Consider the following 14,474-nt stretch of genomic DNA (forward strand, 5'->3'; position numbering starts at 1 on the left):
ATGAACAACCGACCCGAAAATACCCCGGAGCCGCAGCATCCGCCGAAAAGCCCGTTGAGCAAGATACGGCTTTCGAACGCTTTCTATCCGATCCTCATCGGATTGGGAGCGGTAGGGTACATGCTGTGGAAAGACTTCGACATCCAGGTGTTTTCCGGAATCACTTTCTCGTGGCACATGGTGTTCTGGCTCGTTATGGCCGTGGTGTTCATGTTCGGCCGCGACATCGGCTACATCATCCGTATCCGCATCCTCAGCAACAACCAGCTTTCGTGGCGGCAGGCGTTCCGGGTCATCATGCTGTGGGAGTTCACGTCGGCGATCACGCCGTCGGCCGTCGGGGGCACCAGCGTCGCGATCATCTACGTCCACAAAGAAGGGATCAGCGTCGGGCGCAGCTCGGCGATCGTAATGCTCACCTCGTTCCTCGACGAACTCTATTTCATCGTGATGTTCCCGCTGCTGATACTGATCGTCGGCCCGTCGGAACTTTTCGACGTTTCAACCTCTTCCGGAGTGCTTACGCGCAGCCTGATGGGAATCGCGCTGACCGGCTATTTCCTGAAACTGGGATTCGTGCTGGTGCTTTCGTACGGGCTGTTCGTCAATCCGCGCGGGCTGAAATGGCTGCTGTTGAAAGTTTTCAAACTGAAATTCCTGCGCCGCTGGTACCATGCGGCCGGACAGACCGGCACGGACATCATCCGCTCGTCGCACGAAATCCGGCGCTACAACTACAAATTTTGGCTGAAAGCGTGTTCTTCGACCTTCCTGTCGTGGAGTTCGCGCTACCTGGTGGCCAATGCGCTGATCATGGCCTTTTTCGCAGTCAGCGACCAATTCCTGCTGTTCGCGCGGCAGCTGGTGATCTGGATCATGATGCTGGTGATGCCTACCCCCGGCGGAAGCGGCTTCGCAGAATACGTATTTTCGAGCTATTGCAGCGACCTGATCAGCGTTTCGCCGGCTATGCAGTTGGGAGCGGCCACGCTGATCGCCCTGCTGTGGCGCGGGGTAACTTACTACCCCTACCTCGCCATCGGCGCGATCATCTTCCCGCGCTGGATCAAGAAAAAATTCATGCACAAACAGTAATCCACGGATTCTCTAAAAAGACCCAAGGTACGGGCGGAACGGACTGACGCGGCGGTACTACCGGACTTTCAGCAACGCCTCGGCCGTCACGATATCGACCGGCGTAGTAATTTTGATATTCATATAAGAACCTTCGCAAAGATATATCCGTCCGCCGTCCGCCTCGACCACGCTCGCATCGTCGGTAAAAGAGTCCCGAAAAGGCTGTCGATAGGCTTTCCGGAGAATTTCCGTGTGGAAAACCTGCGGAGTCTGGACGATGCGGAACGCAGAACGGTCTACGATGTTGCTGCCCCCGTCCGCGATCCGCCGCAGCGAATCGACCGGTGCGACGACCGGAATCACGGCCCCGTAGGCCTGCGCATCCCGCACGGCCCGCAGAATCACTTCCCGGCCGACCAGCGGCCGCACGCCGTCGTGTACGGCGACCAGTCCGGCATCGCCCGCATGATCCAATCCGCGGCGCACCGACTCGAAACGGGTCGCTCCGCCCTCGCAGACTTCATGCGGCGTCGTAAAAGCGTATTCGCGGCAAAGATTCCGCCAATAGCCGATATGCGCTGCGGGCAGTACGACGATCGTCCGGGCATCCGCCAGCGTCTCGGCGAAACGCCGGATCGTATGCATCAGGATCGGCAACCCGTCGAGCACCAGGAACTGCTTGGGTACCTCGGCGCCCATCCGCGAGCCGCTACCTCCGGCCACGATAATCACAGCGATACGGTTCATCTCTTCTTCTCTTCCAGATAGGCCCGGGTGACTCTTCGCAGCGTCTCCTGCACCGGGGTAAATTCGAAATCGAGCGTCCGCAACACCTTTTCATTGCTGTAATACGAACTGCTGACGGCGCTGGACAGGATCGATTCGGACAGGAGCTGCTTGTGCCGGGTCACCCGCCGAAGTTCCCGCTCGGCGGCGGCGGCCAGGTTCAGCGCACGGGTTCCGATACAAATGCGCGGCAAACGGCGGCCGGCCGTCTCGGCGACGATCGAAAAAAACGCTTTGAACGGAAGGTTTTCGGCGGAAAGAATATACCGCTGTCCGACAGCTTCCGGCACTTCGGCCAACAAAACCGTCGCCCGCGCCACGTCCCGGACATCCACGTACCCCTTTACGCCTTTCGTATAGAAAAAGTTCCCGTGGGCACCGAATGCGATCAACTGGGAACTTCCCGATTTCCAGTCCCCTTCGCCGATAACGATCGACGGATTGACGACAACCGTCCGCAACCCCTGCAGGGCGCCCCGCCGGACGATATTTTCCGCATAGAACTTACTGACCGAATAGGCCGACAATCCGACCAGACTGTCCGGTATGCACGTTTCATCGACCAGCTTCTCCCCGGGCCGGGCCGGGCCGAGCGTCGCCACGGAACTGACATGCACCAGCAAGCCGACTCCGCTGTCGAGGCAGGCGTTCACGACATGCGTCGCCAGTTCGGTATTCGCAACGATAATTTCGTCCGACCTTTCCGGATCGAAAGAAACCTGCGCCGCACAGTGGAACAGCACGTCGGTTCCCTCCACCGCTTCACGCAGCGCATACGGGTTATTCAGCGCCGTTTCCCGAAATTCGATCCGGTCGTAAAAAGACGAAACACCCATGCGCTCCAGCGTCCGGTGCAACAACTGTTGCCGCTTTATATCGCGTACCAACATCCTCACCGTGCACCCGGCGCAGAGCAGTTCGGCAACGAGGTGACTACCCACCAGTCCGGTTCCTCCGGTAACCGTAATTCGTTTGTCTTTCAGCGTATTCAATTCAACTGTTCGTATCGTTTTCCCATATTATTTTTTTTCCGAAACCGAGCCGGTTGTCCGTGTACTTGAAAAAAACGGGGCGGATGATCCACAGCTCCAGATCCATCACCGCCGCAAACGGAAACCGCCTGAGGTAAGCATTCCGGGCGACCCGACGCTCCTCCCCTTCCGGCCGCGCCATCGTACCGCGCAACTGCAATCCCCGCACCTTGCCGACGACCGAGGTTTCGAGCACCACGGACGCGGCGACCCGCGGATTCCGCGTCGCCTGCCGCACATGCAGCGTATCGGCGGCCGAAGTCGCCACGAACCAGTTGCGCTGCGGCAGGTAAACGTAAAACAAGTTGCAACAATACGGCCCCTTCTCATCCTCCGTCGCCAGCGTCAGCACATGATGCTCCGCGAGAAATTTCGCGATCCGTTCGTCGATCATCGGGCCGGAGTCTGTTTCACTGAATCGGGGTTCGCCGCGCGCGACGTATCGGCGGCCGGAGCGAACGACGTGACTTTCAGGCTATCGGCCAACGTGCCGTTCAACTCGGCCATGATCCGGTCGCGGACTCCGTCGAACGCCTGCTTGTTGGCGGCGCGAACCGGTTCGGCCGGCTCGGTGGGCACTTTTAACGGGTCGATCGGCGTCCCGTTGCGCCACAACCGGAAATCCAGGTGCGGCCCGGTGGCCAATCCCGTCGCTCCGACGTAACCGATCAACTGTCCCTGACGCACTCGGGTTCCCTTATTAATCCCTTTCGCATACCCCTTCAAATGCAGATAGCCCGAAACCAACTGTCCCGAATTGTGTTTAATTTTCAACGTATTACCGCCTCCGCCGCCATATCCTTTGGCGATCACCACGCCGTCTCCGACCGCTACGACCGGCGTACCGGAAGGCGCGGCGTAATCCACCCCGTAGTGCGGACGCCGGATACGCAATATCGGGTGCAGCCGCGAAGCCGAAAAGCGCGAACTGATCCGGCTGTATTTCAACGGAGCTTTCAGCAGGTTCTTACGCAGGCTCTGCCCCTGTTCGTCCCAGTAACTCACTTTGCCGTCCTGCATGAACGGGATCGCATAATAGTTCTTTCCGCCGTGTTCGAATCGCGCGCCCCAGATCGTCCCGTGACCGATTTCAACCGTATCCACGTATTTCTGGTCATAGATCACCGTAAAGTTATCGCCTTCCTGAATCCCGAAAAAGTCGATCGACCAGGCGTAAATATCCGACAGATCCATCGCCAGCATCGGACTCATCCCATTGTCGATCATGCAATTCCACAAAGACGACGTAATGGTGGCCGTCTTCATCCGCCGTTTGACGGTCACGTTCTTCGTATCCATATAGACCCGCACCGAATCCCCGCTCAGGTCGAACACCAGGTAATCGGTCATCGAAGCCTCGTACACGAAATAGGCCAGCCGGGCCGCCGAGTCTTTCGTCTGGAAGGTGGTATATTTCTGCCCTGCCTTGATCCCGCGCAGGCTGAACACGGGCTCCGACTTCCGGGCAATCTGATCGACCAGGCCGGGACCCACGCCGTAACGACCGAAAATCTGCCCGATCGTTTCGCCGAATTCCACGGTATTCTCGGCAAGGTCGTATTTCCCGACGTCGATTCCGTAAAGCAGGACGGTCGTATCTTCCTGAGGCACATCAACGAGGGCGTCGGATTCGGACGGCGCTCCGCTGCGGTTCAGCGCCAAAACAACGAGTACGGCGAGCACCAACACCCCGCCCGCGGAAACCGCAATGACTTTCCAATTTTTTTTCATTCCGCAAAATTACTTTCCTTCCCGCGAACGCGCAATGTCCGGAAAGAGGTTTTTATGGTCATTTTACGAACGGGCGCCGCCGCGCGGCACTCCGTCCGAAGACTATTTTCCGAATGCGTTGATCGTCTCCCGAATCCGCGCCAGCCGTTCGAGAAGACTTTCCAGTCGATCCAGCGCCAGCATATTCGCCCCGTCGCTTTTCGCAATGGCCGGGTTCGGATGCGTTTCGATAAAAAGACCGTCGACGCCGGCCGCGACCGATGCGCGCGCAATGGTTTCGATCATTTCGGGCTGCCCGCCGGTCACGCCGCTCGTCTGGTTGGGCTGCTGCAACGAATGGGTAATGTCCATAACCACGGGATAACCGAGGTTCTGCATCGCAGGGATGCCGCGCATATCGACGATCAGGTCGTAATAACCGAAGGTCGTGCCCCGGTCGGTCAGCATCACGTTCGGATTGCCCGCATCGCGGACTTTCCCGGCGGCGAAGGACATCGCTTCCGGAGCGAGAAATTGTCCCTTTTTGATATTGACGACCTTGCCGGTCTTCGCGGCGGCAACCAGCAGATCGGTCTGGCGGCACAGGAAAGCCGGTATCTGCAACACGTCGACGTATTCGGCGGCGATCGCAGCCTCTTCCGGGTTGTGGATATCGGTCACTACCGGCACGCCGAATCCGCGCCGGATGTCGGCCAGCAGTTTCAGCGCCTTTTCATCGCCGATCCCGCTGAACGAGTCGAGCCGCGAACGGTTCGCCTTGCGGTACGACGCTTTGAATATATAGGGAATACGCAGCCGCTCGGTGATCCGGCAGGCTGTTTCGGCCACGGTTTTCAACATATCCGCGTCCTCGACGACGCAAGGTCCGGCCATCAGGAAAAACATGCCGCTGCCGGTATGTTTGATATTCGGAATTCGGTTCAGCACTTCGTTCATATCCTCGGAATTTTATCCGGTAAAGATAACAAAACCTCCCGATACGACAAATACCCCCCGCAAACCGCATCCGGAGAAGCCCGTTTACGGCTTTTTTTTATACGGATAAAATAGGCAAAACCTCAATCAAGCCGACCTTTTTACAAAAACCACTAATTTTCGCTTTGACACCAGAACTGTTAATCGAAACATATTAATTTGCATTTGTTATACATTCATATCACAAATGAATACTTCATAAAGACATCAATTAAAATATCAAAACGAATTGCAGCGGAATCATGCAACTACGCTTACGACATTTACGGATATGTGCCAAGCCGGCAACGGAGGCAGTTGCTGGGAAGGATATACTTATTACACCTACGATTGCCAAGGAAACCGGACAGGGGGGATCGCAAAATGTAGAAGTTATCTATTGCAACTAATCAAAGGTTAAACATGCTTGATCTAAAAAACGCTAAATCCGTACTCGATCATTTCATTCGCTTATCTTCGATATGTTTTCTATTATCGTCCTGCTCAGGCCCGCGGCAGGACGATAATCTCATGGAAAACAAAAATTTATACTCAATCGACCTCGATCATTCAACAAAGGAACGATCGTTTGTATTCTCATCTATTTTCTGTGATTTGGAAACTATAATTCTCGACTCGGAAGAGAAAGTCATCGGAAATATAGACAAAATACAGGCGGACGACAGCACCATTTATATTTTGGACATCAATATTTCCAAAGGCGTCTTTAAATATTCGCGCAACGGAAACTATATTCAGCAAATAGGAAACATCGGTTCCGGTCCCGGAGAATACATAAAACCCTTCGATTTCACCTTGGATCAGAAAAACAGAATCATCTACATTCTCGACGGACCAAGACAACGGATCAATAAATACGAAATGACATCGGGCAAGTATCTCGGACATTTCGAAATCAATAAAGACGATCCAATAAGAAGTTACCACATCCAATATAACGACGGAGTTATTTTCACGGACGTATATACGTTGGCTCCATCGAAACGGGACTTTTTATTACAAAAATTAGACACCTGCAAAGGCAAACAACAAAGTACTTTTTTAAATGCAACGCAGTACAACAAAGGATGGAAGAATCCCAGTTATATCCATGACCATGTTTTTTACACCGTGAACGAAGAATCTTCACGGTTCATGCAAGTATTCATGAATACCATTATTTACATCAGCCGCGAAAAGGTAATGCCTTACCTTTCTTTGCAAAGCGAAGATATCATGACCGCGGAAGATATAGCATCAATTGAAAAAAATGCTCCAATCCATTCGGTATTCGATTACATATTTTCAAAAAATAAGATTTTCGATATCAACAGCTATTTCGAACACGACGGTCGTATCTACTTCGTATATCGCAACGGCCTGACTTCGACTTTTACTACGTACGATACGGAAACGAACGAAACGAAACTATACGACACGATTGCCGACGACCTGCTTTTTGAAAAAGATAATATGCACGTATGGTTTCCTAAGTTCGGCTGCGCCGGTAACGAGGGTGTATATTATTATGTCAATACAAATGCAATAGGAAATTTCATGGAGGGCTTTTCCCTGAATCTATTTTCCAAAAACTTAAACAAATCGGATAAATTGAAAAAAATGAAGGACGATGCCAATCCCGTGATATTTTTCTATAAATACAAAACCCTGCCGGATGAATAAAACCGTCGGCAAACGTTCCGATCAGTTCGATAAAATGCTGTACGGTTCCAGCCGGTCACAGCAAAAAAATACGTAATCGTCACTTCCCCTCCCGCCGACCGGGCAGCCGTCCTACAAATCATACCGGAGCAACGTATCCATGCAGGAAGGATGCGTGGCGTAGATACAATTGTTTTTTTCGTCCGGATAAAAATACAACGGCGGTATATCGAACCGGTAACGAACCACCGGATTGCCGTCGTAATCGTACACCTCGATCGTATTGCTCGGATTTTTACCTTCCGCATTCCGCTCGCCTTTGAACAGAGCATAAAAATATTTTTTACCGGCAAAGGCGCTTACATAATACAATTCTTCATCTTTAAACGTCGGCTGCTGAGGCTTATACTCCCCCACAATCCGCTTCTTCAATTCCAGAGTTTCCAGATCGTACAGATCGATCTGATTTTTATACAGATATACATAAACGATTACAGAATCGTTCGCAGCCATCTTGCCCCTGCTAAGATCCCACGCAAGTTCCTCTTGAGGACTCTCTCTTTCCATTTTCAATTCGCCGATCATCTCGTTTTGCCTCAGATTGTACTTTTTAATCGAATACTGGGGAGGCATAACGGTCTGATAAACCAGCACGGAATCCTTCAACAAATGCATACTGTTAAAAGCCTCGTGAAAAAGGAGAGCGTACCGTTCGGTGAGACGGACACCGGCAGCGGAATCGACTGCCATCGACTTGAGATACCGAAGACCGTAACCGAACACATATATGCTGTCGGTTTGCGAATCTATCAGAAAGGGGATACTCGGAAACTCATCGGGCCCGTTTCCCTTATTCCCGGTCGCACAAACAAACCGTAAATCGGGAGCGGAGTAAACGAACAGCATTTTCGGAGACAGAATACTCTCAATGATAAGATAATCTCCCTTTTGCAGCATGTGTCCGGGATTCATCGTTTCACCCGCCGGAATACGGACGGCCCGGATCTTTTTCTCCTGCGGGAAAGCCCGCTTCGCCGTAACGACCGTATCGCGGTTGCCGCACGAAAAAAGCAGTACGGCAAGCGACAATACCCATAAAAGTTTCCTCATAATCCGCGCAGACATTTATATATAGCAGTATCCTGCCAAACTTTCGTGAAGTTACTCTTTTAGAAGCGAAAAGCAAAATTAAAGCATCGTTAAAATTGACTTTTAACGATGCTTTAATGAGAAAACGTCGATTCTTGGGGTAGAAATGAAAATTTATAAATCATACCGGAGCAACGTATCCATGCAGGAAGGATGCGTGGCGTAGATACAATTGTTTTTTTCGTCCGGGTAAAAATACAACGGCGGTATATCGAACCGGTACAGAGCGACCGGATTGCCGTCGTAATCGTACACTTCGATCGTATTGCTGCGGTTTTCGCCTTTTTCGGTTCGCTCGCCTTTGAACAAGGCATAAAAATATTTATCCCCCGGAATAACCCCCAAATAATACAATTCTTCATCCCGAAATGCAGGCTTCTGAGGTTTGTAAACTCCGACGATCCGCCGCTTCAGCCTGAAATCCTTTACATCATAAATATCGATCTGGTTTTTATACAAATAAACGTATATCATTACCGAATCGTTAGCCGCCATATACCCCCTGCTGGTATCGAACGTAAGTTCACTTTCGGGGGTTTCCCGTTCGATCTTCAGTTCGTCTATGCTTTTACGATTTTTCAGATCATATTTGTGAACCGCATATTGAGGAAGCATAACCGTTTCATACAAAAGCACCGAATCATCAATCAAATGCATATGGTTAAAAACTTCGTGCAACGGAATTTCATAACACTCCGTCAAATGGACACGAGCCGCCGAGTCCACCGCAAGACTTTTCAAATGCCTATGAGCATATCCAAAAACATAAAAAGTATCCGTACGCGACTCTACCAAAGTAGGAAATGTAGAAAATTCTTCCGGGCCTCTCCCCTGATTTCCGGTCGCACAAACGAACCGCAAATCCGGCACAGTAAAGACAAACAATTGTTTTTTTGGCTGTCCGCTCCGAACAAGCAAATAATCCCCTTTTTGGATCATGTAACTAGGATCCATCACGTCACCCACCGGACATTTAACGGCTTGAATTCTTTTTTCCTGAGGGAAAGCTCGCTTCGCCGTAACGGCCGTATCGCGATCGCCGCACGAAAAGAGCGGTACGGCAAGCGACAATACCCATAAAAGTTTTCTCATAATCCGCGCAGACATTTATATATAGCAGTATCCTGCCAAACTTTCGTGAAGTTACTCTTTTAGAAGCGAAAAACAAAATAAAAGCATTGCAAAAAGTCGTTTTTGCAATGCTTTTACCGTTAGGACGATACCGCCCCCCCCGACACTAAATCAAAACGCCGGCCAGGCTAAACTCTCTACAAGAACCGCTAATTTTTATATTCGTAATAAAATATTACCGGATTCGAATTTTCATCCAACTGTTTCAACTCATCCAGATTATCCAGTTTCGGAGACAAAACACCGTCCACCGCACACGACTTCAAATTACCGGACGGATTATTGTCATAAAAATAGACACCCTTATCGGTCGTACACCCCAGAACAGTATACAACGTCATCGAAACATCTTTTTTAAAAAGCAGATCATCCTTAATGCCTCCGACCAATTTGGTTTCTTTCGTTTTAACATGATACACGACAGCATCGGCTTTGCGTCCGTCGTAATACCCGAAATAAATAAAACTCCCTTTCTTTTCGATATAATCGCTTATGCCGAAAATTTTCCCCGCAGAAAACAGTGTCATTAGAAAGGTCGGACTCATCTTATCCTTTTCAAATTTTTTCCAATCTTTCGCACGCATCCACTTCTCCGTTTTGACTACCAGATACGGTTTCACCTCTTTCGAACTAACATAGATAACCGTATCCATAAATCGCTCTACGAAACGCGAGGACTCCCGATCGACGGAATAAAAAACCGTAGGCTCAATTTCTTGCAGATTTTCCCACCTCTGATTATAGAGGTTATTCAGATAAGCGTTCTGCTGCACGCCCGTGGCGGTATCTATTTTTTGCAGCAAATAACTCTCTTTGGAAGATTGTCCGAAAAACGCGTCCGCAAACAAAGCCCCTTCATTGTACTGAATATGATAACTCCGGGTACCGCCTTTGGGGTTAACCGTAATATATCCGATAAATTTCCCCGTCCCGATATCATATTTATTAATCCGTTGTTTGCTCCCGTCGAGTATAAACAACTCGTCGTTTTTTTGATCAAGGCTGAAATCGAACGGGGCGATATACTCTCCGGGGCCGTTTCCGACACTGCCGAACCGGCGGACAAACGCCCCGTCACTCGAAAACAGATAAACGCCTTTGGTCTGGTTCCGGTCCAGCACGAAAATACCGTCACGACCCACCTGCATTTTACTGATCTCGCCGATCAGGACACTGTCATTTGCACCTAAGACCACCGTTTTCAATTTTCCGAATACAGCGGAATACACAATGTTTTCCCTATCAGCGTGATCAATATCGACAACGTACAAATCGTTGTTTACAGTTAAAGGAGTTTCGCCCCGAGTGCGATTGTTACAGGCACATAAAATAAAGACGACAATAAAACAGCATACCCTTAGCATAACATGCAAGATAAACATAATCCAAATGTATAACTAACAATTCATATCCAAAGTGAGATCGGAATAACCGGTCACATATCCCTCACAATCATACGTAGTACTCACCGTCCCGGACTTACAGGGACCTGAACCGTCTCCCTCGCAACTATATGTTGTTATTATCGCAAACGTAGATTCAAATTTCCCATCTCCATCACAATCGGCACGCATAATACTAGGGACACTTTTTTGGCAAGATCCCGAAGCACCCCCTTCTTCACCCGCAGTCAAAACCTCAACATTTTTCAGCAAGAGAGCAACGTCCTGAATATTACTATTTCTGTTATTCGACGCAACACTGATTAAAACAACAACGATAAAAGAAATTACAGCAAATAATATTTTTTTCATTTTTTTTAAATTAATTCTCATTAGATTACACAACCATTTAAATAAACTCTGATTTTACATACGTTTTTTCTTACATTTCTACTTCATCCATAGGCATTCTTATATTGGTTTGTCTTTAAAGTTACATTATCCTTTCGCAAAAAGCAAAATAAAAGCATTGCAAAAAGTCGTTTTTGCAATGCTTTTACCGTTAGGACGATACCGCCCCCCCGACACTAAATCAAAACGCCGGCCAGGCTAAACACCTTTCAAAGACCATTAATTCTTATACTCATAATAAAATATCACGGGATTCGAATTTTCATTTAAAACTTTCAATTTATCTAGCCCTTCCAATGTCGGAGACAGCACCCCACCTTCAACCCATCCTTTCAAATTTATAAAAGGGGCATTATTAAAATAATAATATTCACCCTCACCTGTCGAACAACCGAATTGCGGCATTAATGTCTGTGCATTTTCACTAAAAAGCAGGTCATCCGTCATTAAATCAAATAACGTCGTATTCCCCGTTCTGGTGTCGAACGCAACAAAAACAATCGTTCCTCCCTTCATATACCGAAAATAAATAACATGATTATGTTCCCTGTAATCATGGATACCATAGATCTTTTTCGTCTGAAAAAGTTGTGCCTCCAGCGGTAATCGGGAATTCATATCCACAACTTTTAAATCCTGCGGACGTAACAGATCCTCGCTTTGCAAAGCCATATAAGGCATTACTCCTTGGGAACCGATATAAAATACAGTATCCATAAACTGTTTCACGAATCGGTACGCATTCTTCTCTCCCGGATAAAAAACTTTACTATCTATCCGTTCCGGATCGTGCCACTGTTTATTGTATGCCGAACTCATATAAACACCATCACTCTTTGCTGTCGAAAGATCAATTCGCCGCAACAAACCATCCGTAGCCGGTTGCTCATCAAAACAATACAGATCTACAAACAATGATCCGTCTGCCCACTGTATCCGATGGCTCCGAATCCCGGACTCTTTGTCCAATGCAATTGTTTTCTGGAATTTCCCATCGGAGATATTGTATTGACTGATCGTTTGTTTTTGATCGTCGAGTATATAAATCCGACCGTTCACCATATCCAGTGAAAAATCACCCGGAACGATATATTCGCCCGGCCCATTCCCCCGACTTCCGATCTGCCGTACGAATACACCGTCACGCGTAAATTCAAATACTCCTTTAGCTTGATGTCTATCTAATATAAAGATGCGATTATTCAAACCTTGTATTTTGTCAAGACTTCCTATCCACACCGATGTGTCCAGAACAATAGCATTCGCTTTTTGAAATAACGAAGACATGAATAACACTTTTTCTCGCTCCGCACGATCGACATCGACAACATACAGACTGTCATTCCGTAAAACCCCACTCGTCCCGGAATTCGTAGAACAAGAAATCCAGAAGACGAACAAACAAATACAAAAGAAAGAAAACTTCATTTTTACACATTTAGAGAGTCTTTCCCAACAAACGCTTCGACCCCACTCGACCGAAATCAGCCACAAACGATTACTCTCGTATAATCATTAGTGGATTGCATATATCCTTCACAATCAAAATAGACATTACCATTAAACTTCTCAGTCTCATTTTTTTTAATTAATAAAATTATACAACTATTTCAATCAATTTTGATTTCACATACGCTTTCTCTCTTACATTTCTACTTCATCCATAAGCATTCTTATATTGGTTTGTCTTTAAAGTTATATTATCCTTTCGCAAAAAGCAAAATAAAAGCATCGTTAAAAGTCAATTTTAACGATGCTTTAATGAGAAAACGTCGATTCTTGGGGTAGAAATGAAAATTTATAAATCATACCGGAGCAACGTATCCATGCAGGAAGGATGCGTGGCGTAGATACAATTGTTTTTTTCGTCCGGATAAAAATACAACGGCGGTATATCGAACCGGTACAAAGCGACCGGATTGCCGTCGTAATCGTACACCTCGATCGTATTGCTCCGGTTTTCGCCTTTTTCGGTTCGCGCGCCTTTGAACAAGGCATAAAAATATTTATCCCCCGGAATAACCCCCAAATAATACAATTCTTCATCCCGAAATGCAGGCTTCTGAGGTTTGTAAACTCCGACGATCCGCCGCTTCAGCCTGAAATCCTTTACATCATAAATATCGATCTGGTTTTTATACAAATAAACGTATATCATTACCGAATCGTTAGCCGCCATATACCCCCTGCTGGTATCGAACGTAAGTTCACTTTCGGGGGTTTCCCGTTCGATCTTCAGTTCGTCTATGCTTTTACGATTTTTCAGATCATATTTGTGAACCGCATATTGAGGAAGCATAACCGTTTCATACAAAAGCACCGAATCATCAATCAAATGCATATGATTAAAAGCTTCGTACAACGGAATTTCATAACGTTCGGTCAAATGGACACAAGCTACCGAGTCCACCTTCAAACTCTTCAAATGTCTGTATGCATATCCAAAAACATAAAGGGTATCCGTACGCGACTCGACCAACATCGGAGGGAAAGGAATTTCGTTGGGCCCTTTCCCTTTATTTCCAGTTGCACAAACAAAATTTAAATCCGGCACTGTAAAGACAAACAATTGTTTTTTTGGCTGTCCGCTCCGAACAAGCAAATAATCTCCTTTTTGGATCATGTAACTAGGATTCATTACGTCACCCACCGGAAATTTAACGGCTTGAACTCTTTTTTCTTGAGGGAAAGCCATTTTCTCGGTTATAGTCACCTTTTGACGACAACTGGAAAACAACTGAGAAGCAAACAGCACAGCCCATAGAACTTTTCTCATACAATAAATTCGAGAAGAATAACAAGTTTCAATTACAGAGAACATTCACTCGGATCAAATGTATTCGACGCATCAACATAACCACATGATCCACAATATCTAACACTGGAAATCGTTTTTGAAGTATCAAAATAAATCCCATTACTACAAGGATATTTAAATTTTTCCGAACTTTCATCCCCAGACAAGGCCTCCACATTCTTTAACAATAAATCACCAACATTAGGATCATTACGCTTCATATGCATCGTTACCGCAATAAATCCTCCGCTTAAAAGGATAGCTGCCAAAATACTTTTTTTCATAATTTTTTTCTTTAAATTCAATAATCCACATCAATTCATTTACATTTAATTACATTCTAAATTTTTCAGAACAATCGAT

The 14,474-nt window shown here is 47.6% G+C and carries 14 protein-coding genes; 2 read left to right on the forward strand and 12 right to left on the reverse strand.

Going from position 1 to position 14,474, the window contains the following annotated elements; genetic code table 11:
* Positions 1-1,095 (forward strand): lysylphosphatidylglycerol synthase transmembrane domain-containing protein, encoded by a 1,095-nt coding sequence (locus PGR91_RS00410; protein WP_081032486.1) that lies wholly within the window; start codon positions 1-3, stop codon positions 1,093-1,095.
* Positions 1,096-1,152: 57 nt separating this feature from the next.
* Here the strand turns inward: PGR91_RS00410 and PGR91_RS00415 are convergent, their stop codons facing one another.
* The 5 genes from PGR91_RS00415 to kdsA form a co-directional block, all read right to left on the reverse strand.
* On the reverse strand, positions 1,153-1,824 hold the full coding sequence (locus tag PGR91_RS00415; RefSeq protein WP_118458159.1) for a 2-C-methyl-D-erythritol 4-phosphate cytidylyltransferase: 672 nt from the start codon (positions 1,822-1,824) through the stop codon (positions 1,153-1,155).
* Positions 1,821-2,855 carry an NAD-dependent epimerase/dehydratase family protein gene (locus PGR91_RS00420; RefSeq protein ID WP_182424265.1) on the reverse strand — a complete coding sequence of 345 codons (1,035 nt, stop codon included), beginning with the start codon at positions 2,853-2,855 and terminating at the stop codon, positions 1,821-1,823. Before PGR91_RS00420 ends, PGR91_RS00415 begins: the two co-directional genes overlap by 4 nt.
* Position 2,856: 1 nt before the next feature.
* The gene (locus PGR91_RS00425; protein ID WP_118657080.1) at positions 2,857-3,288 is read right to left on the reverse strand and encodes a pyridoxamine 5'-phosphate oxidase family protein; all 432 of its coding nucleotides are present in this window, start codon (positions 3,286-3,288) and stop codon (positions 2,857-2,859) included.
* Positions 3,285-4,625, reverse strand: a complete 1,341-nt coding sequence (locus PGR91_RS00430) for a peptidoglycan DD-metalloendopeptidase family protein (RefSeq protein ID WP_101571479.1) — start codon at positions 4,623-4,625, stop codon at positions 3,285-3,287. The genes PGR91_RS00425 and PGR91_RS00430 overlap by 4 nt, the downstream gene beginning before the upstream one ends.
* A 102-nt stretch (positions 4,626-4,727) precedes the next feature.
* Positions 4,728-5,561, reverse strand: coding sequence for a 3-deoxy-8-phosphooctulonate synthase (gene kdsA / locus PGR91_RS00435; protein WP_101571481.1), 834 nt, complete (start codon positions 5,559-5,561; stop codon positions 4,728-4,730).
* Between the two features lie 549 nt (positions 5,562-6,110).
* Here kdsA and PGR91_RS00440 point away from each other — a divergent pair.
* Entirely contained in the window at positions 6,111-7,262 is a 1,152-nt protein-coding gene (locus PGR91_RS00440; protein ID WP_220452167.1) for a 6-bladed beta-propeller, read from the forward strand.
* Between the two features lie 111 nt (positions 7,263-7,373).
* Here the strand turns inward: PGR91_RS00440 and PGR91_RS00445 are convergent, their stop codons facing one another.
* The 7 genes from PGR91_RS00445 to PGR91_RS00475 all read right to left on the reverse strand — a co-directional run bounded on the left by PGR91_RS00445 (position 7,374) and on the right by PGR91_RS00475 (position 14,395).
* Positions 7,374-8,351, reverse strand: a complete 978-nt coding sequence (locus tag PGR91_RS00445; RefSeq protein ID WP_182424264.1) for a BF3164 family lipoprotein — start codon at positions 8,349-8,351, stop codon at positions 7,374-7,376.
* Between the two features lie 153 nt (positions 8,352-8,504).
* Positions 8,505-9,482: a BF3164 family lipoprotein gene (locus PGR91_RS00450; protein ID WP_270399098.1), complete on the reverse strand. Its 978-nt coding sequence runs from the start codon at positions 9,480-9,482 to the stop codon at positions 8,505-8,507.
* Positions 9,483-9,670: 188 nt separating this feature from the next.
* Positions 9,671-10,903, reverse strand: a complete 1,233-nt coding sequence (locus PGR91_RS00455; RefSeq protein WP_118459170.1) for a 6-bladed beta-propeller — start codon at positions 10,901-10,903, stop codon at positions 9,671-9,673.
* A 15-nt stretch (positions 10,904-10,918) separates the two neighbouring features.
* The gene (locus PGR91_RS00460) at positions 10,919-11,275 is read right to left on the reverse strand and encodes a hypothetical protein (protein WP_147387414.1); all 357 of its coding nucleotides are present in this window, start codon (positions 11,273-11,275) and stop codon (positions 10,919-10,921) included.
* Positions 11,276-11,533: 258 nt separating this feature from the next.
* Complete coding sequence (locus tag PGR91_RS00465) at positions 11,534-12,742, reverse strand: 6-bladed beta-propeller (protein ID WP_270399099.1); 1,209 nt, start codon at positions 12,740-12,742, stop codon at positions 11,534-11,536.
* Positions 12,743-13,112: 370 nt separating this feature from the next.
* Complete coding sequence (locus PGR91_RS00470; RefSeq protein WP_172970734.1) at positions 13,113-14,090, reverse strand: BF3164 family lipoprotein; 978 nt, start codon at positions 14,088-14,090, stop codon at positions 13,113-13,115.
* 32 nt (positions 14,091-14,122) lie between these two features.
* Positions 14,123-14,395, reverse strand: coding sequence for a hypothetical protein (locus tag PGR91_RS00475; RefSeq protein WP_147386992.1), 273 nt, complete (start codon positions 14,393-14,395; stop codon positions 14,123-14,125).
* Between the last annotated feature and the right edge of the window lie 79 nt (positions 14,396-14,474).

This window comes from Candidatus Alistipes pullistercoris (genome assembly GCF_027665465.1).
Classification (GTDB): domain Bacteria; phylum Bacteroidota; class Bacteroidia; order Bacteroidales; family Rikenellaceae; genus Alistipes_A; species Alistipes_A hominis.